13 protein-coding genes are annotated in these 17,336 nt (G+C 59.7%); 6 read left to right on the top strand and 7 right to left on the bottom strand.

The window, feature by feature from the left end; all coding sequences use genetic code 11:
• Positions 1–64 precede the first annotated feature (64 nt).
• The 5 genes from CWM61_RS18270 to moeA all read right to left on the bottom strand — a co-directional run bounded on the left by CWM61_RS18270 (position 65) and on the right by moeA (position 6,543).
• Positions 65–880, bottom strand: a complete 816-nt coding sequence (locus CWM61_RS18270; RefSeq protein WP_100631673.1) for a Cof-type HAD-IIB family hydrolase — start codon at positions 878–880, stop codon at positions 65–67.
• A gap of 180 nt (positions 881–1,060) precedes the next feature.
• On the bottom strand, positions 1,061–3,493 hold the full coding sequence (locus CWM61_RS18265) for a formate C-acetyltransferase/glycerol dehydratase family glycyl radical enzyme (RefSeq protein WP_008805792.1): 2,433 nt from the start codon (positions 3,491–3,493) through the stop codon (positions 1,061–1,063).
• A gap of 4 nt (positions 3,494–3,497) precedes the next feature.
• Positions 3,498–4,397: a glycyl-radical enzyme activating protein gene (locus tag CWM61_RS18260; RefSeq protein ID WP_074386456.1), complete on the bottom strand. Its 900-nt coding sequence runs from the start codon at positions 4,395–4,397 to the stop codon at positions 3,498–3,500.
• 155 nt (positions 4,398–4,552) lie between these two features.
• Positions 4,553–5,308 (bottom strand): molybdopterin-synthase adenylyltransferase MoeB, encoded by a 756-nt coding sequence (gene moeB, locus CWM61_RS18255; RefSeq protein WP_061155230.1) that lies wholly within the window; start codon positions 5,306–5,308, stop codon positions 4,553–4,555.
• Positions 5,308–6,543 (bottom strand): molybdopterin molybdotransferase MoeA, encoded by a 1,236-nt coding sequence (gene moeA, locus CWM61_RS18250; protein WP_074386455.1) that lies wholly within the window; start codon positions 6,541–6,543, stop codon positions 5,308–5,310. The genes moeB and moeA overlap by 1 nt, the downstream gene beginning before the upstream one ends.
• Before the next feature lie 233 nt (positions 6,544–6,776).
• Between moeA and iaaA the strand changes: the two genes are divergently transcribed.
• From iaaA to gsiD, 5 genes are all read left to right on the top strand, one after another.
• A complete protein-coding gene (gene iaaA, locus CWM61_RS18245; protein ID WP_074386454.1) occupies positions 6,777–7,718 on the top strand; it encodes a beta-aspartyl-peptidase in 942 nt (313 codons plus the stop codon).
• 17 nt (positions 7,719–7,735) lie between these two features.
• Positions 7,736–9,595: a glutathione ABC transporter ATP-binding protein GsiA gene (gene gsiA, locus CWM61_RS18240; RefSeq protein ID WP_100631672.1), complete on the top strand. Its 1,860-nt coding sequence runs from the start codon at positions 7,736–7,738 to the stop codon at positions 9,593–9,595.
• A gap of 32 nt (positions 9,596–9,627) precedes the next feature.
• On the top strand, positions 9,628–11,169 hold the full coding sequence (gsiB, locus tag CWM61_RS18235) for a glutathione ABC transporter substrate-binding protein GsiB (protein WP_074386452.1): 1,542 nt from the start codon (positions 9,628–9,630) through the stop codon (positions 11,167–11,169).
• A 72-nt stretch (positions 11,170–11,241) separates the two neighbouring features.
• On the top strand, positions 11,242–12,162 hold the full coding sequence (gene gsiC / locus CWM61_RS18230) for a glutathione ABC transporter permease GsiC (RefSeq protein WP_100631671.1): 921 nt from the start codon (positions 11,242–11,244) through the stop codon (positions 12,160–12,162).
• A 1-nt stretch (position 12,163) separates the two neighbouring features.
• Positions 12,164–13,075 carry a glutathione ABC transporter permease GsiD gene (gsiD, locus tag CWM61_RS18225; RefSeq protein ID WP_004147729.1) on the top strand — a complete coding sequence of 304 codons (912 nt, stop codon included), beginning with the start codon at positions 12,164–12,166 and terminating at the stop codon, positions 13,073–13,075.
• A gap of 380 nt (positions 13,076–13,455) precedes the next feature.
• On the opposite strand, the gene rimO is transcribed toward gsiD, so the two are convergent.
• Positions 13,456–14,781 (bottom strand): 30S ribosomal protein S12 methylthiotransferase RimO, encoded by a 1,326-nt coding sequence (gene rimO / locus CWM61_RS18215; protein WP_100631670.1) that lies wholly within the window; start codon positions 14,779–14,781, stop codon positions 13,456–13,458.
• 245 nt (positions 14,782–15,026) lie between these two features.
• Between rimO and CWM61_RS18210 the strand changes: the two genes are divergently transcribed.
• Positions 15,027–15,929, top strand: a complete 903-nt coding sequence (locus tag CWM61_RS18210) for a Kdo hydroxylase family protein (protein ID WP_074386450.1) — start codon at positions 15,027–15,029, stop codon at positions 15,927–15,929.
• 27 nt (positions 15,930–15,956) lie between these two features.
• Here CWM61_RS18210 and CWM61_RS18205 read toward each other — a convergent pair whose 3' ends face one another.
• Positions 15,957–17,198 carry an oligosaccharide MFS transporter gene (locus CWM61_RS18205; protein ID WP_061155223.1) on the bottom strand — a complete coding sequence of 414 codons (1,242 nt, stop codon included), beginning with the start codon at positions 17,196–17,198 and terminating at the stop codon, positions 15,957–15,959.
• Positions 17,199–17,336 lie beyond the last annotated feature (138 nt).

Below are 17,336 nucleotides of genomic sequence, written 5' to 3'. Positions count from 1 at the left end.
AAGTTTAAAATCTTGCTGCGGCGCACAAAATGGAAAAGCCGGGGCGCGCTGCCCCGACGAAAGGTCAATCGTTGAAGGGGGCGGTGTTATCGAGGACGGCCTGAATGACGTTCAGCGCGCCGTCATGGTTGTTATCGTCAGTGGCGTAGCCAGCGATGGCTTTGATGCTGTCAGCAGCGTTGCCCATGGCAAAGGCGTATTTCACCAGCTTCAGCATTTCGGCGTCGTTGCCGCTGTCGCCGATGGCCACGCACTGCTGCGGCGAAAGGTTCCAGCGTTTGAGCAGGCGGCTGATGCCGTTGGCTTTATGCAGGCCGGGGATGATCAAATCGACAAAACCAAAGCCGCTGGTGACCGGCTTCATGATCCCGTCGAGCGACACGTGCAGCTTATCGATCAACTGTGGGATCTCGCTGTCCGGCAGGTTGAGGGAGAATTTAAACAGTGTGTCGTCGATGCGATGGTAATCGCTTACCCGCTGCAGACGGTGGTAGTGCTTTGACATCAGGTCGACGAAGGCATCCGGAGCTTTATCGCTCACATACGCGCTCTGCAGGCCGCAGGCGACGAAGTTGAGCTGCGGATCGTTAAGTAATTCCCCGATCACCACCTGCGATTCGTGGCGGGTCAGTTCGCCGTGGAACAGCTGCTTACCATGCTCAAAGACCAGCGCGCCGTTTTCGGCGACGAACGAAATCTGCTCGCGGATTTCCGGGAAAAATGAGATCAGCTGATAGTACTGGTTGCCGCTGGCGACAACAAATTCAATACCTTGCTGTTTGAGCTGCGCAAACTGCGCGAGGAAACGCGGGCGGTCGTACTGCTTGGCGTCATTGAGAAAAGTTCCGTCCATATCGGTGACGATAACTTTAACGGTCATAAGGGGATGCTCCTGGCTTAACTTCGACCAGTAACATTCTAATTACAATGTGATGGGGAGCACAAATTTATTTCGAATGAAAGTTCACTCAGCGCAGAAAATGCCGGGTGGCAACGTTGCCTTACCCGGCCTGCGGAACAGGGTAGGCCCGCTAAGCATAGCGCCAGCGGGCACGAAGGGTTACAGCGTATGTTCGGTTCGGGCGATGATATCGTCCTGGGTATCTGGCGACAGCGCGGTGAAGAATGCCGAGTATCCGGCGACGCGGACCACCAAATCGCGGTACTGGTCAGGGTGTTTCTTCGCCTCCAGCAGCGTGTCGCGTGACACGATGTTGTACTGGATATGCCAGCCTTTGTGCACCTCGAAGAAGGTGCGCAGCAGCACCATCAGCTTCTGCTTGTCGGACTCGTTCTCCAGCGTGGACGGATTCAGCTTCTGGTTAAGCAGCACGCCGCCGAGGATCGCCCCGGTGGGGAGTTTGCCCACCGAACTGATGACCGCTGTCGGCCCCAGATGGTCGGTACCGGAGGCCGGGCTGGCCCCCTCCGCCAGTGGAGTGTGCGCTTTACGGCCATCCGGGGTCGCCATGGTCTGGGCGCCGAACGGAACGTTGGCGGAGATAGAGGACGTGCCGGCGTAATAGTTGCCGCCGATTGGGCCGCGGCCATAACGCGGGTTGTGATACTGCTTCAGCTCGTCGATATAGGTCTGGTAGGCCCGCGCCAGCAACTCGTCGACGCTGTCATCATCGTTACCGTACTTCGGCGCGCCGTTGATCAACCGCTGGCGCAGCTGCTCGTGGGTCAGACCGTCGAAATCTTCCGCCAGCGCCTTCGCCAGTTCCTGCTGGCCGATGGCGCCCTGATCGAAGACCAGTTTTTTCACCGCCGCCAGGCTGTTGCCGAGGTTGGCGATGCCTACCTGCAGGCCGGAAACCCAGTCATACTTGGCGCCGCCTTGCTTGATGCTCTTCGCCCGTTCAATACAGTCATCCACCAGCGCCGAACAGAGAATATCGTGGACGTTCTCCTCCAGCATGGTATCGACCACATACTCAATCTCAATGGATTTACGGGTGTAGTAGCGGATCTGGTTATCCCAGTCGGCCAGCACCTGGTCGAAATTAGCGAAGTTGCCTTTCGACAGGGCATGCTCCTGGGGCAGGAATACCTGACCGCTGGTGGCATCGCGGCCGCCTTCCAGCGTCGCCAGCATCACCCGCGCGAAGTTGATAAAGCTCATGCCGGTGCAGCGATAGCCCCATTTGCCGCCGACCGCGGTTTCGATGCAGCCGATGGCGGCGTAATCGTAGGCGTCCTGTGGCTCGATGCCGAGTTTGATAAATTCCGGAATGACGATTTCATCGTTATTAAACGCCGGCATGCCGAAGCCGCAGCGGATCACCTGGACGCAGGCGTCGAGGAAGTCGTTGCTCATCCCGGCATGGTAACGCACGCTGAGGTTCGGCTGGGTAGAGCGCAGACGACCACAGGATTCCAGGATGGCATACGACAGCGGGTTGACGGCATCTTGCGGCTGGCCGTCGACCAGGTTCTGGCCGCCAATGGTGACGTTCTGGTACAGCGGGCTGCCGGCAGAGGCCTTGGAGTGCGAGCCGGAGCGAATTTTGTTGACCTCCAGCAGCTTCAGCCAGCAGCTGTGCAGCAGCTCAATGGCCTGTTCGCGATCCAGCGATTGCTGCAGTTCAACGTCGCGGCGGTAGTACGGATAGAGGTACTGGTCCATACGGCCAAAGGAGACCGAGTGGCCATTGGATTCAATCTGCAGGATCAACTGAATGAAGTAGCACAGCTGCAGTGCCTGCCAGAAGGTTTTCGGCGGCTCATGGGCGATGATGTCGCAGTTTTCGGCAATCGTCAGCAGCTCGTGGCGGCGTGATTCGCGGGATTCTGCTGTCGCCATCTCGCGCGCCAGTGCGGCGAAGCGTTTGCTGTGGTCGCTGACCGCTTCCAGAACGATATCAATCGCTTTCAGGAACTGTTCGCCATGCAGGTCTTCCAGTACCGTCAGGTTAATGCGCGACCGGCGTTCAGCAACCTTGGCGCGCATGCCGTCGAGGCCTTTTTCCAGCAGTAACGGGAAGTTGACCGCCAGGTGGGCGTCACCGGAAGTCATGTTGCCTTCCGCCTTGATAATACCGGTGGCGAGGAGCGCCTTCTGCTCATCGGTAAACATACCGTAGCAGCGGTCCTGTACGGTCTGCCCGCGCCACCATGGGCACACTTCATGCAGCACGCGTTTGTTCTCTTCGCTGACCGAGAAGCCGGCGCCGGGGCGGTCGGCGAGATCGTCGATCTCTTTCTCAATCCAGCTGACGGTGTATTCCGGGAAAATCGGCGCAGCGCGCACTTCGCTGGCCTGGTTGCCGACGATCAGCTCATCGTGCTTGATCCAGATGGTGCGCTCCGCCAGGTGGTGGGCGAGGGCCAGGGCGCGACGCACCGGGATCGGTTTATCGAGATGTTGCTGATACATCTCGGTGTAGTGGCGGGCGCGCTCGGTACAGACCGGCGGCTTAACGATATGCACCAGCGCCATTTTATGGGCCTGGATGCGGGCGCTGAGGGTGTTGAGTTTCAGGGTCGTCATAGGGTTATCCTCGTAAGATCGCCGTTAGCCCCTTGCTCCGCGCATAATCTTGCGCAAAGGTGAGCAGCTCAGGAGCATCCAGCGGTTTGTCCGGTGCGGTGTAGGGCTGACTGAGTAACTGGTATTTGTTCATTCCCAGCGTGTGGTACGGCAGGAAATGGATTTCGCTGACCTGCAGGCGGTCGGCGGCAAAATCGGTGATCGCGGCAATGTCGGTTTCGCTGGCGTTGAATCCCTGGATCAGCGGCACGCGAATAATCATTTTTTTCCCTGCCTGCGCCAGACGCTGCAGGTTATCCAGCACCCGGCGGGCGCTGCCGTCGGTCCACTGCTGGAACACAGCTTCGTCGACATGCTTGAGGTCGGCGAGAAACAGGTCAACAAAGGGCAGGGAGGGAGCAATGTATTTCCACGGCACGTGCAGGCAGGTTTCCACGGCGGTGTGAATACCAGCCTGATGGCTGGCTTCGAAAAGCGCCTGCGCCAGCGTCGGGTTCATAAAGGGTTCGCCGCCGGAAAGGGTGATGCCGCCGCCACTGCGATCGTAGAACGGTTTATCACGCAGCACCGTCGCCATGATCGCTTCGACGTTTTTCTCCTCGCCGCAGACCGTTAGGGCGGTGGTGGGGCAGCAGTCACGCAGCGCAGTAATATGCTTGTCGTTAACGTTTTGCCGATTAATGATCAAACCATCGAGGGTACGGGTGATAACCTCCGGCGCCGCCTGCTGGCACAAATCGCAGCCGGCCAGGCACAGCCGCGAGTCATACAGCAGATCTTCGCTGCGGGCGCGGCTTTCCGGGTTCTGGCACCAGCGGCAGCCCAGCGAGCAGCCTTTCAGGAAGACGACGGTACGGATCCCTGGGCCGTCATGGGTGGAATAGCGCTGGATGTTGAAGATCATGGCTTATCCTCTTGTTTGCGTATGAACATAAAAACACTTTCGAATGAAAGTTATATTGACGCAAATCAATAAGCGGGATGGGGATAAGCCCCTGGGGATAAAATAACGAGAGAGGTCACAAAACCACCGACGACCCTCGTCGCCGGTGTGGGGGGTTAGTGCGAACCGCATACCTCGCACTGCGGATGACGCATCAGCTTCATTTCACGAAACTGGCAGGTCATGGCGTCGTACATCACGATTTTTCCGCTGGCAGGGGTGCCGTAGCCGGTTAGCAGTTTAATGGCCTCCATCGCCTGCAGCGAACCGATAGTGCCCACCAGCGGGGCCATTACCCCGGCTTCGACGCAGGTGAGGGCATTTTCGCCGAACAGACGGCTCAGGCAGCGGTAGCAGGGTTCGCCATCCTGATACGTGAAGACGCTGATTTGCCCCTCCATGCGGATCGCCGCCCCGGAGACCAGCGGGGTGGTGTGCTGGAAACAGCCGGCGTTGAGCTGGTTACGAATGGCGACGTTGTCGGTGCAGTCCAGCACCAGATCGTGATCGGCAATCTGCCCCGCCAGCGCGGTCTCATCCAGCAAGGCATTGAGCGTAACCAGCCGGACGTGCGGGTTAATCCGCGCCAGCGCCTCGCGGGCAGAATCCACCTTCGGCTGGCCGAGGGTGGCGTCGCTGTGCAGCGTCTGGCGTTGCAGGTTGGACAACGAGACGGTGTCGAAATCGAGCAGGGTGAGCTGACCCACTCCGGCGGCGGCCAGATACTGCGCGGCGGCGCAGCCGAGCCCGCCGAGGCCGACCACCAGCACGCGAGCGGCTTTTAACCGCTCCTGGCCGTCAAAATCAAAACCGCGCAAGACGATCTGCCGGTTATAGCGCAGCATCTCTTCATCGCTCAGCTCAACGGTCATTACCGCCCTCCAAACAGGTGACTGAACGGTTCGACCTCGACCCATTCGCCTGCTTCAACGTGGCCGCGCTCACGCTCCAGCACGATAAAGCAGTCGCCGAGGCTGAAGGAACTAAAAATGTGCGAGCCCTGATGGCCGGTGGTGGTCACCACCAGCTCGCCGTCGGGGTTGCGCTGCAGAATACCGCGCTGAAAATCGAGACGACCCGGGGACTTTTTCAGTCGCGTGGCGGCGCGTACCCGCAGGCGGGGTGGCTGAAGCGGGCCGTGCTTGCCCGAGAGTTTCGCCAGCAGCGGCTGCACCAGCTGACAGAAGGTGACGGTGGCGGAAACCGGGTTACCCGGCAGGCCGCAGAACCAGCTGCTGCTGAGTTTGCCGAAGGCGAAGGGTTTCCCCGGCTTGATCGCCAGCTTCCAGAAGCCGATTTCGCCCAGCTCTTCAAGAATGGTTTTGGTGTAGTCGGCTTCGCCCACCGAGACGCCACCGGAGCTGATGACCACGTCAGCCTGCTGGTCGGCGGCGATAAACGCGTCACGCAGCTTCGCCGGGTCGTCAGGAATAATGCCGAGGTTAATGACCTCGTAGCCCAGCTGCTGCAGCATCAGGTGCACCGCCAGGCGGTTGGTATCGTAAATCTGGCCGTCGCCGAGCGGTTGACCCGGCAGCTGCAGCTCATCGCCGGTTGAGAAGACCGCGACGCGGACCTTGCGCACCACCTCGACCTCGGCAATGCCCAGCGAGGCCAGCACCGGCAGCTCGGCCACCGTCAGCGGCGTCCCCGCCGGGAAGACCACCGCGCCGTGGGCGATATCTTCTCCACGGCGGCGAATATGCTGCCCGGCTTTGACTGGCGCGGTAAAGCGCACGCCGGCGTCGGTCTGTTCGGTCTCTTCCTGCATCACCACCGCATCGCAGTCTGCAGGCACCGGCGCGCCGGTCATGATGCGGATACAGGTACCCGCCGGCCAGGTCTCGTTAAACGGTTGGCCGGCAAAGGCCTTACCGGCGACCGGCAGCGCCGCGCCGTCGCGAAGATCGCTTAGCCGGACGGCATAGCCATCCATCGCCGCGTTATCAAAGCCGGGGACATCCAGCGGGGAGACGATGTCATGGGCGGTCACGCGCGAGAAGGCCTGCAACAGCGGTACAGTTTCCGTCGCGCTCAGCGGCGTAATACGATCGAGCATCTGGGTGAGGGCTGTGTCGAGCGGCATCAGTCCGGCGGTAAAATCCATGGGTCACTCCTGCGGGCAAAACAGCGAAAACGCCTATTATGGCAGAAAAGCGGCGCGGGCTGTATGCCACCTGGGTACGAGGCTTTACATCGCCCGCCGCTCTTTCTATATTCAAAAATTGTATAAGACATTCAGCAATATAATGATATCAATACCCTATTCCTGACGTGACCGGCGCCGCGACGCTGCGCAACAGGGCGGGGCTATCCACTTCATCGTTAAGGACTGGCGAAATGGGCAAAGCGGTTATAGCAATTCACGGCGGCGCAGGGGCGATTTCCCGCGCGCAGATGACGCCGGAACGGGAGCGGGAGTATGTGGCGGCGCTGTCGGCAATCGTCGAAAGCGGGCAGAAAATGTTGGCCGCGGGCGCCAGTGCGCTGGATACCGTGACTGAAGCCGTCCGTCTGCTGGAAGAGTGCCCGCTGTTTAACGCCGGGATGGGCTCAGTATTTACCCACGATCAAACCCATGAACTGGACGCCTGCGTGATGGATGGCTATAGCCTGCAGGCGGGCGCGGTGGCTGGGGTCAAACATTTGCGTAATCCGGTGCTGGCGGCGCGTCTGGTACTGGAGGAGAGCCCGCACGTGCTGCTGATTGGCGAGGGCGCGGAAAATTTCGCCTTTTCCCGGGGGATGGAACGCGTCGAAAACGATCTCTTCTCCACGCCCGAGCGCCTGCTGCAGCTGCAGGAGGCGAAAGCGGGCGGGGAGATTATCCTCGACCACCACGCCGCCCCGCTCGATGAACGCCAGAAAATGGGCACCGTCGGCGCGGTGGCGCTCGACCTGGCTGGCAATCTGGCGGCGGCAACCTCCACCGGCGGCATGACCAACAAGCTGCCCGGACGCGTCGGCGACAGCCCGCTGCCGGGCGCGGGATGCTATGCCAACAATGCCAGCGTGGCGGTCTCCTGCACCGGCACCGGCGAAGTCTTTATGCGCACCCTGGCGGCCTACGATATCGCCGCCTTAATGGAGTATGGTCAGCTGAGTCTCTACACCGCCTGCGAGCGGGTGGTGATGGAAAAACTGCCCGCTCTCGGCGGTAGCGGCGGGCTGATTGCCGTCGATCGCGAAGGTAACGTCGTTTTACCGTTTAACAGTGAGGGCATGTACCGCGCCTGGTGCTATGCCGGCGATACGCCGACCATTGGCATTTATCGCGAATAGAAGAAGGGAGAGGGAGATTGTCGCAAACTCACGAAACCGATACCTGCGAAGTGCTGGTAGTGCGCAACCTGAACGTGGCCTTTCGCCAACAGGATGCGCCAGAGGTGCAGGCTGTGCGTCAGCTTTCCTTCAGCCTGCGTCGCGGCGAGACGCTGGCGATAGTGGGTGAGTCCGGTTCGGGAAAATCGGTGACCGCGCTGGCGCTGATGCGTTTGCTTGACGCTGCCAGCAGCGAAGTGAGCAGCGAGGGGCTGTGGCTGCGGCGGCGTAACCGGCAGGTGATCGCGCTCAATGAGCAAACGGACGCCGAGATGCGCCGGGTGCGCGGCGCGGATCTGGCCATGATTTTTCAGGAGCCGATGACCTCGCTGAATCCGGTTTTTACCATCGGCGAACAAATTGCCGAATCCCTGCGCCTGCACCAGGGGCTGGGGCGCGAAGAGGCGCTGCGCGCGGCGAAAAAGATGCTCGACCAGGTGCGTATTCCCCAGGCGGAAGAGATGCTCTCACGCTATCCGCACCAGCTCTCCGGCGGCATGCGCCAGCGGGTGATGATCGCCATGGCGCTCTCCTGTCGGCCGGCGGTGTTGATAGCCGATGAGCCGACCACGGCGCTGGATGTCACCATCCAGGCGCAAATTTTGCAACTCATTGCCGTCCTGCAAAAGGAGATGGCGATGGGAGTGATCTTTATCACCCACGATATGGGCGTCGTGGCCGATATCGCCGATCGGGTGCTGGTGATGTATCGCGGTGAGGCGGTAGAGACCGGCAGCGTTGAGGAGATCTTTCGTTCGCCGCAGCATCCTTATACTCAGTCGCTGCTGGCGGCGGTCCCGCGGCTGGGGGAGATGCGGGGTCAGGATCTGCCACGCCGTTTTTCGCTTCCCGGTCAGCCACAGGCGGAGACCGAAACGCCAGACACGGTGGCGGCGGGGGAGCCTATCCTGCAGGTGCGCGACCTGGTGGCCCGTTTTCCGGTACGCGGCGGGCTGCTCAATCGCGTGACGCGCGAAGTGCATGCGGTGGAGAAGGTCAGTTTTGATCTCTGGCCGGGAGAAACTCTGTCGCTGGTGGGCGAGTCCGGCTGCGGCAAGTCGACCACCGGCCGGGCGCTGTTGAGACTGGTAGAGACCCAGGGAGGCACCATTACCTTCGACGGCCAACGGATTGATACGCTCTCCGGCAGCAAGCTGCAGTCCCTGCGCCGCAATATTCAGTTTATTTTTCAGGATCCTTACGCTTCGCTTGACCCGCGTCAGACGGTCGGTGACTCGATTATGGAACCGCTGCGGGTGCATGGCCTGCTGCACGGGGAAGCAGCCCGTGAGCGGGTTTCCTGGCTGCTGAAGCGCGTGGGGCTTCAGCCGGAGCATGCCTGGCGCTACCCTCATGCCTTTTCCGGCGGCCAACGGCAGCGGATCTGCATTGCCCGCGCGCTGGCGCTGAATCCGAAGGTGGTGATAGCCGATGAGTCGGTGTCGGCCCTGGATGTCTCCATTCGGGCGCAGATTATCAATCTGATGCTCGATCTTCAGCGCGAGATGGGCATCGCGTTTCTGTTTATTTCCCATGATATGGCGGTGGTGGAGCGCATCAGCCACCGCGTGGCGGTGATGTACCGCGGTCGCATTGTCGAAATAGGCCCGCGCCGCGCGGTGTTTGAAAACCCGCAGCACCCCTATACCCGTAAGCTAATGGCCGCCGTACCGGTGGCCGACCCGGCCTACCGTCATCCGCAGCGGGTCCTGCTGTCTGATGACGTCCCGGGCAATATCTATAAGCGGGGCGAGGAGATCGCCAGCGTGCCATTGCAGCAGGTTGGGCCGGGCCACTTTGTCGCCCGCGAGTCCGCCGATGTGCTGGGCAGAGCATAACAACACATAACGCACTTTTTCAGGAGAACACGATGACACAACCTGTTTCACGCAAATGGTGGCTGGCGCTGAGTATCGCGGCGGCCCTGGCGAGCGCCCCCGCCTTTGCCGCCAAAGATGTGGTAGTGGCGGTCGGGTCTAACTTTACGACGCTCGATCCCTATGATGCCAACGATACGCTGTCGCAGGCGGTGGCGAAGTCCTTTTATCAAGGCCTGTTCGGCCTTGATAAAGAGATGAAGCTGCAAAATGTTCTTGCCGAGAGCTATACCGTGTCACCGGACGGCCTGGTGTACACCATCAAGCTGCACAGCGGGGTGAAATTCCAGGATGGCACCGACTTTAACGCCGAGGCGGTCAAGGCTAACCTTGATCGCGCGAGTAACCCGGATAACCATCTCAAGCGCTATAACCTGTATAAAAATATCGCCAGCACCGAGGCGGTCGATCCGACCACGGTCAAAATTACCCTGAAGCAACCCTTCTCGGCGTTTATTAACATTCTCGCCCATCCGGCAACGGCGATGATTTCGCCGGCGGCGCTGAAAAAATATGGCAAGGATATTGGCTTCCATCCGGTGGGTACCGGGCCGTATAAGCTCGACACCTGGAACCAGACAGATTTCGTGAAGGTCAGCAAGTTCGATGGTTACTGGCAGCCGGGCCTGCCGAAGCTGGACTCCATCACCTGGCGTCCGGTAGTGGATAACAACACCCGGGCGGCGATGCTGCAGACCGGCGAAGCGCAGTTTGCTTTCCCGATCCCTTACGAACAGGCGCCGCTGCTGGCAAAAAACAGCAAACTGGAGCTGGTGGCCAGCCCGTCGATCATGCAGCGCTACATCAGCATGAACGTGACGCAGAAGCCGTTCGAAAATCCGAAGGTGCGTGAAGCCATCAACTATGCGATTAACCGTCAGGCACTGGTCAAGGTGGCGTTTGCCGGATACGCCACCCCGGCGACCGGGGTGGTGCCGCCGTCGATTGCCTACGCCCAGACTTACACCGCCTGGCCCTACGATCCGGCGAAAGCTCGCCAGTTGCTGAAAGAGGCTGGCTACCCTAACGGCTTCAGCACCACGCTGTGGTCATCACATAATCACAGTACCGCGCAGAAAGTGCTGCAGTTCACCCAGCAGCAGCTGGCGCAGGTGGGGATTAAGGCGCAGGTGACGGCGATGGACGCTGGTCAGCGGGCGGCGGAAGTGGAAGGTAAAGGGCAGAAAGAGAGCGGGGTACGGATGTTCTATACCGGCTGGTCCGCCTCCACCGGTGAAGCCGACTGGGCGCTGTCGCCGCTGTTCGCCTCGCAAAACTGGCCGCCGACGCTGTTTAATACCGCGTTTTACAGCAACCCGCAGGTGGATAACGCGCTGAGCGAGGCGCTGAAAACCACCGACCCGCAAGAGAAAACCAAACTCTATAAAGAGGCGCAGGATATTATCTGGAAAGAGTCGCCGTGGGTACCGCTGGTGGTCGAGAAACTGGTCTCCGCCCACAGCAAGAACCTCACCGGTTTCTATATCCAGCCGGATACTGGCTTTAGTTTTGAACAGGCAGATTTAACACCGTGAAGGATGGGATGATGCCCTCCGGCGCCAGCGCGCGGGGGGCGGTTTTTCCGCGGGGCGGGTTGCGGAGGTATGATGCTCAACTATGTGATTAAGCGCCTGCTGGGGCTGAGCCCCACCCTGCTTATCGTCGCAGTACTGGTGTTTTTGTTCGTCCATATGCTGCCCGGTGACCCGGCGCGGCTGATTGCCGGACCGGAGGCCGATGCCCAGGTGGTGGCGATGGTGCGCCAGCAACTGGGGCTTGACCAGCCGCTGCATGTCCAGTTCTGGCACTACATCACCAACGTACTGCGCGGCGATTTTGGCATTTCCATGGCCTCGCGGCGTCCCGTTTCCAGTGAAATAGCCAGCCGCTTTATGCCCACGCTGTGGCTGACGCTGGCCAGCATGAGCTGGGCGGTATTGTTCGGGATGGCGGCGGGGATCGCGGCGGCAGTGTGGCGCAATCGCTGGCCTGACCGTCTGGGAATGGCGTTGGCGGTGAGCGGCATTTCGTTTCCGGCTTTTGCTCTCGGCATGCTGCTGATGCAGGTGTTTTCGGTTGAGCTGGGCTGGCTGCCGACGGTGGGGGCCGACAGCTGGCGGCACTATATTTTGCCGTCGTTGACCCTTGGCGCGGCGGTGGCGGCGGTCATGGCGCGCTTTACCCGCGCGTCGTTCGTCGATGTGTTGCATGAAGATTACATGCGTACCGCGCGGGCGAAAGGGGTGAGCGAAACGTGGGTGGTGCTCAAGCATGGCCTGCGCAACGCGATGATCCCGGTGGTGACCATGATGGGGCTGCAGTTCGGTTTTCTGCTCGGTGGGTCGATCGTCGTGGAAAAGGTGTTTAACTGGCCGGGGCTTGGGCGCCTGTTGGTCGATTCGGTAGAGATGCGCGATTACCCGGTGATTCAGGCGGAAGTCCTGCTCTTTTCGCTGGAGTTTATTCTTATCAATTTAGTGGTGGATGTGCTGTACGCGGCCATTAACCCGGCTATCAGGTATAAGTAAGGTGCGATTGCTCAACTGGAGAAGGCAGGCGGCGCTGAACGCCATGCCGGGTATCAGACCCGGCGAGATCCATACCCCATGGCATGAGTTCTGGCGGCGCTTTCGTCGCCAGCCGGTGGCGATGGGCGCCGGTATTTTCGTGCTGTTGCTGATTGCGGTAGCCATCGTTGCCCCATGGATAGCGCCGTACGATGCGGAAAATTATTTCGACTATGACCGGCTTAACGAGGGGCCCTCGCTGGTGCACTGGTTCGGTGTCGACTCGCTGGGACGCGATATTTTCAGCCGGGTGCTGGTCGGGGCGCAGATCTCGCTGGCTGCCGGGGTACTGGCGGTGCTGATTGGCGCGGCCATCGGCACGGTGCTTGGGCTGCTGGCCGGGTACTATGAGGGCTGGTGGGACCGGCTCATTATGCGACTTTGCGACGTGCTGTTCGCCTTTCCGGGGATCCTTCTGGCGATTGCGGTGGTTGCCGTCATGGGCAGCGGGATGGCCAACGTGATCATCGCCGTGGCGATCTTCTCGATCCCGGCGTTTGCTCGTCTGGTGCGCGGCAATACGCTGGTGTTAAAGCAGCAGACCTTTATTGAATCGGCGCGCAGCATCGGCGCCAGCGACGCCACCATTCTGTTCAACCACATCCTGCCGGGGACGGTGTCATCGATCGTGGTTTATTTCACGATGCGTATTGGGGTGTCGATTATTTCCGCCGCCAGCCTGTCGTTTCTCGGCCTCGGCGCGCAGCCGCCCACTCCGGAGTGGGGCGCGATGCTCAACGAGGCGCGGGCGGATATGGTGATGTCCCCGCACGTGGCGCTGTTTCCGGCGGTGGCGATTTTTGTGACCGTGCTGGCGTTTAATCTGCTGGGAGATGGCCTGCGCGATGCGCTGGATCCGAAGTTAAAGGGGTAGGGGATGTCGGGCGACGGTCTGGTGCCCGACGGGGGGAGAAGCTGCATCGGTTGCCACTTGCTCAGCCCGGGAAAAGCGTTTATCACTTGTGGCTTCAACGCACATTGCGCTCCCGGTTAATCTTCTGCGTTATGTCTCTCATAGCGCAGGGAGCGCACAGGGGGCGGCCAGTCGCCGCCGCCCCCTGTACCCCCGGGCTCCGGCCAGCACCGGCAGTTTCAGCAACAATGGTGAATAAATTAACGACAGGTCGCACGAACGTAGGCCGGGTAAGGCGTTCGCCGCCACCCGGCATAAAAGCAGCTCCAAGCCCGCTGTCCTTGCTGGGCTTGGGGGGCGCCTACGGGAGAACTCCGTATGGCGCTATCTGGTAAGCAGAATTAGACCCGGGTACCCCACAGGTCGTATTCGTCGGCATGCTCGACTTTCACCCGCACCACGTCGCCCGGCTTAACGCGGGTTTCGCCGTTCAGGTAGACCGCGCCGTCGATTTCCGGGGCATCGGCCATGCTGCGGCCAATGGCGCCTTCTTCGTCAACTTCATCCACCAGCACCATGATTTCGCGGCCCACTTTCTCCTGCAGACGCTCGGCAGAGATCTGCTGCTGCAGCTGCATAAAGCGGTTCCAGCGCTCTTCTTTCACTTCTTCCGGTACCTGATCCGCCAGTTCGTTGGCGGTGGCGCCTTCTACCGGGCTGTATTTGAAGCAGCCGACGCGGTCGAGACGCGCCTCTTTCAGGAAGTCGAGCAGCATCTGGAAATCTTCTTCCGTTTCGCCCGGGAAGCCCACGATAAAGGTAGAGCGCAGGGTCAGATCCGGGCAAATTTCACGCCACTGCTTAATGCGCGCCAGCTGGCGGTCTGCAGAGCCAGGACGCTTCATCATCTTCAGAATACGCGGGCTGGCGTGCTGCAGCGGAATATCGAGGTACGGCAGAATTTTGCCTTCCGCCATCAGCGGGATCACATCGTCGACGTGCGGGTACGGGTAGACATAGTGCAGGCGAACCCAGATGCCGAGCTTCGCCAGCTCTTCGCACAGGCTGACCATGCTGGTCTTCACCGGCATGCCGTTGTGGAAACCGGTACGGTGCTTGACGTCGACGCCGTAGGCGGAGGTGTCCTGAGAAATCACCAGCAGCTCTTTCACACCGGCGTCAGCGAGGCGTTTGGCTTCCGCCAGCACTTCGCCAATCGGACGGCTCACCAGATCGCCACGCATGGACGGGATGATGCAGAAGGTACAGCGATGGTTGCAGCCTTCAGAAATTTTTAAGTAGGCGTAGTGGCGCGGGGTCAGCTTAACACCCTGTTCCGGCACCAGGCTGAGGAACGGGTTGTGCTTCGGCTTCGGCGAGTAGTGATGGACGTGCTCCAGCACCTGCTCATAGCTGTGCGGACCGGTGATCTCCAGTACCTTCGGGTGAACTTCGCGGATCTGATCCTCTTTCGCGCCGAGGCAGCCGGTGACGATCACCTTGCCGTTCTCTTTCAACGCTTCGCCGATCGCTTCCAGCGATTCCTGCACAGCGCTATCGATAAAGCCGCAGGTGTTAACGATGACCATATCGGCGTTGTCGTAGGTGGGGACGACGTCATAACCTTCGGTGCGCAGTTCGGTCAGGATACGCTCTGAGTCCACGAGATTTTTCGGGCAGCCCAGGGAGACGAAGCCGATTTTCGGCTGGTGCGTGACATTGCTCATAGCTTAAAAAGTGTTCAATTATTGGAATGGTCAGGGCAGGAATTCTACAGATCTTTGCGAAAAAGAGTATAGCTCCATCGCGGTTAATGGTGAAAAAGCGCTCGGGTGAAGGGCGCGTGAGCTTCAGCGCCGGGTCAAAACCGCCATTCCTGATAAAAACGCCCGTCATTTACGTTGTAATCTACAAGTTGATAACAATTTCTTTACTAAATACCTCGGTGACCGCGAGGAGAAGAGGCAAGGAAATGACACCAACAAGCGCACCGGTGGCGATTGCCACCCTGCCATTCAGTAATCTGGAGATCCCCCCGCAGCCGCCGCAGATCCAACACTCCCTTGAGCAGGGGAATGTGCTCTATCTGCCGCAGCTGGCGTTTTCATTAACCGCCACGGAGCAGGCGTTGCTGACCCCTGAGCTGGTCGCGCCGCGGCGCAAGAATATCAGCTATCAACCTGACACCCGAACGCTCAGAGGCGTGGCGGATAAGCAGAAAACCGCCGCCGTCGCCCGGCTGATGGCGCGTTACCACCAGATGTCGCTGCAGCTGATTGACGCGTTATTGCCAGGCTATGGCGAGGCGCTGCACCATCCGCAAACCAGTCTGCGTTTGCATCCCATTGCCGACTGGCGTGAAACGACCTCCTGGCGCAAAGACGATTCGCGCCTGCACGTGGATGCTTTCCCGTCGCGCCCGGTCAATGGTGACCGTATTCTGCGCATCTTTTGCAATATTCACCCTGGCGGCGAACCGCGAACCTGGCGGACGGGGGAGCATTTCGATACCCTCGCGGCGCGCTTTCTGCCGCAGCTGAAACCCTGGTCGCCGCCAGGCGCCTGGCTGCTGGCAGCGCTGGGGATCACCAAAAGTCGGCGCAGCCATTACGATCATCTGATGTTGGCCCTGCACGATGCGATGAAAAGCACCCCTGAGTACCAACAACAGGGGGTGCAGCAGGAGATCGACTTTGCCGCCGGCAGCACCTGGATCTGCTTTTCCGATCAGACTCCGCACGCCGCAATGCGCGGCCAGTATCTGCTTGAGCAAACCTTCCTGTTGCCGGTGAAGGCGATGAGTCACCCGCAGCTCTCGCCGCTGCGGGTGCTGGAAACGCTCCTGCAAAAGCCGTTAGTTGCGCGCAACGTGTAGCGCCCGGCGTGGCTACCGGGCAAAGACTTATTGCGCCGGCGTGACGGCCCCGGAAGGCCTGGCGCTGGGCTTTTTCGGCTCGCGCTTATCCTTCAGGGTGAAAATGGAGATCAGCGTAAAGAGCCCGGCGATACCGCCGAGGATCAGATAGGTGTCGGCGAAGCCAATGGTATCGTACAGGTAGCCTGCCAGCGGAGAGTAAATGGCGGTGGCGATCGAGGCGACAAACAGCACCAGCAAATAGACCGTCGAAGAGAGCTTGTGGTCGAAGTTGGCAGCGATGAATTTAAAGACCGATACCAGAATTAACGGTTTCTCCAGGGCATGCATCATTTTCACCGCGCCAATCCACACCGGACCGAGGGGGATGGCTGACCCGACAATGCGTACCGACATGATCAACCCGGCGATGATCAGCGCCCATTTGGCGCCGGTCCGGTTAACAAACCACGGCATCAGGCATAAGAACAGGGTTTCACCGCAGACCTGAACGGATGCGAGGATACCGTACCAGCGGTTGCCTTCCTCCGGCGTCGGGAACTGCAGCGAGAAATACTGGGCAAACTGCTGATCGTAGGTGTCATAAATCTGCGTGACGAACAGGGTAAAGAGCAGCAGCATCCAGAACTGACCATTCTTCGCCAGCTCGAGGGCATGGGAGACCTTCAGCGATTCGCTTCGCGCCACATCAGCGTCGGTTAATTCAATTTTGGTCAGCATAAAGCAGATGGCGGCGATGACGATGGCGAGGCTGGCGAGCCAGAAGGCCAGATTAGGATTGCTGTCGATATATTTACCCACAATCCAGGCCGCCGCTGCCCAGCCTAACGAGCCCCACATCCGTACCCGACCGTATTCGAACTGGTAGCGGCGTGAAATCTTATCGATGTAAGAGTCGATCACCCCGCAGCCGGAGTTAAAGATGATCCCCAGATAGATCCCCCCCAGCAGGGCGCCAAACCAAAAGTTGTGCACCAGCAGCGGCGCGTAAACGTAGATAAAGAAGGGCCCCACCGGCAGGAGCAGGGCGACCAGTAGCCAGATAAGCCGCTTTTTCAGGCCGAATTTGTCGGAGATAAAGCCGAAGAAAGGCTGCATCAGCAGGGCAATAAAGGCGTTGACCGAGTACAGCAGGCCAGTCTTCGTGGCGCTGATGCCAAGATGCTGGGTGGTCCAGATGACGAAGAAAGCCATGGTCGACGACCAGGCGAACAGGTAGAGGAAATCAAAAAGACTCAACAGGAGGTAGTTTCTTTTACCGGGCGTCATGTTTCAGTTCCTTGCAAACAGGCAGAGAGATTATCAGCGATCCGCGGGCCGCGGTCGCTGTTTTTATTAAATGTTATACGTATCGCATTAATGATTTGTTATGGCATCATGGCTGACGATTGTGCAATAGCGCCTGTA

Origin of the sequence: Klebsiella sp. K-Nf6 (genome assembly GCF_002806655.1) — a bacterium.
GTDB lineage: Bacteria > Pseudomonadota > Gammaproteobacteria > Enterobacterales > Enterobacteriaceae > Klebsiella > Klebsiella variicola.
Note: the sequence above shows the minus strand (reverse complement) of the source record. Positions and strands in the feature narration are given on the sequence as shown.

What these genes read in the sequence shown, in the direction of transcription:
- CWM61_RS18270 (WP_100631673.1), bottom strand. Translation starts at nt 880, where the DNA reads ATGACCGTTAAAGTTATCGTCACCGATATGGACGGAACTTTTCTCAAT.
- CWM61_RS18265 (WP_008805792.1), bottom strand. Translation starts at nt 3,493, where the DNA reads ATGACGACCCTGAAACTCAACACCCTCAGCGCCCGCATCCAGGCCCAT.
- CWM61_RS18260 (WP_074386456.1), bottom strand. Translation starts at nt 4,397, where the DNA reads ATGATCTTCAACATCCAGCGCTATTCCACCCATGACGGCCCAGGGATC.
- moeB (WP_061155230.1), bottom strand. Translation starts at nt 5,308, where the DNA reads ATGACCGTTGAGCTGAGCGATGAAGAGATGCTGCGCTATAACCGGCAG.
- moeA (WP_074386455.1), bottom strand. Translation starts at nt 6,543, where the DNA reads ATGGATTTTACCGCCGGACTGATGCCGCTCGACACAGCCCTCACCCAG.
- iaaA (WP_074386454.1), top strand. Translation starts at nt 6,777, where the DNA reads ATGGGCAAAGCGGTTATAGCAATTCACGGCGGCGCAGGGGCGATTTCC.
- gsiB (WP_074386452.1), top strand. Translation starts at nt 9,628, where the DNA reads ATGACACAACCTGTTTCACGCAAATGGTGGCTGGCGCTGAGTATCGCG.
- gsiC (WP_100631671.1), top strand. Translation starts at nt 11,242, where the DNA reads ATGCTCAACTATGTGATTAAGCGCCTGCTGGGGCTGAGCCCCACCCTG.
- rimO (WP_100631670.1), bottom strand. Translation starts at nt 14,781, where the DNA reads ATGAGCAATGTCACGCACCAGCCGAAAATCGGCTTCGTCTCCCTGGGC.
- CWM61_RS18210 (WP_074386450.1), top strand. Translation starts at nt 15,027, where the DNA reads ATGACACCAACAAGCGCACCGGTGGCGATTGCCACCCTGCCATTCAGT.
- CWM61_RS18205 (WP_061155223.1), bottom strand. Translation starts at nt 17,198, where the DNA reads ATGACGCCCGGTAAAAGAAACTACCTCCTGTTGAGTCTTTTTGATTTC.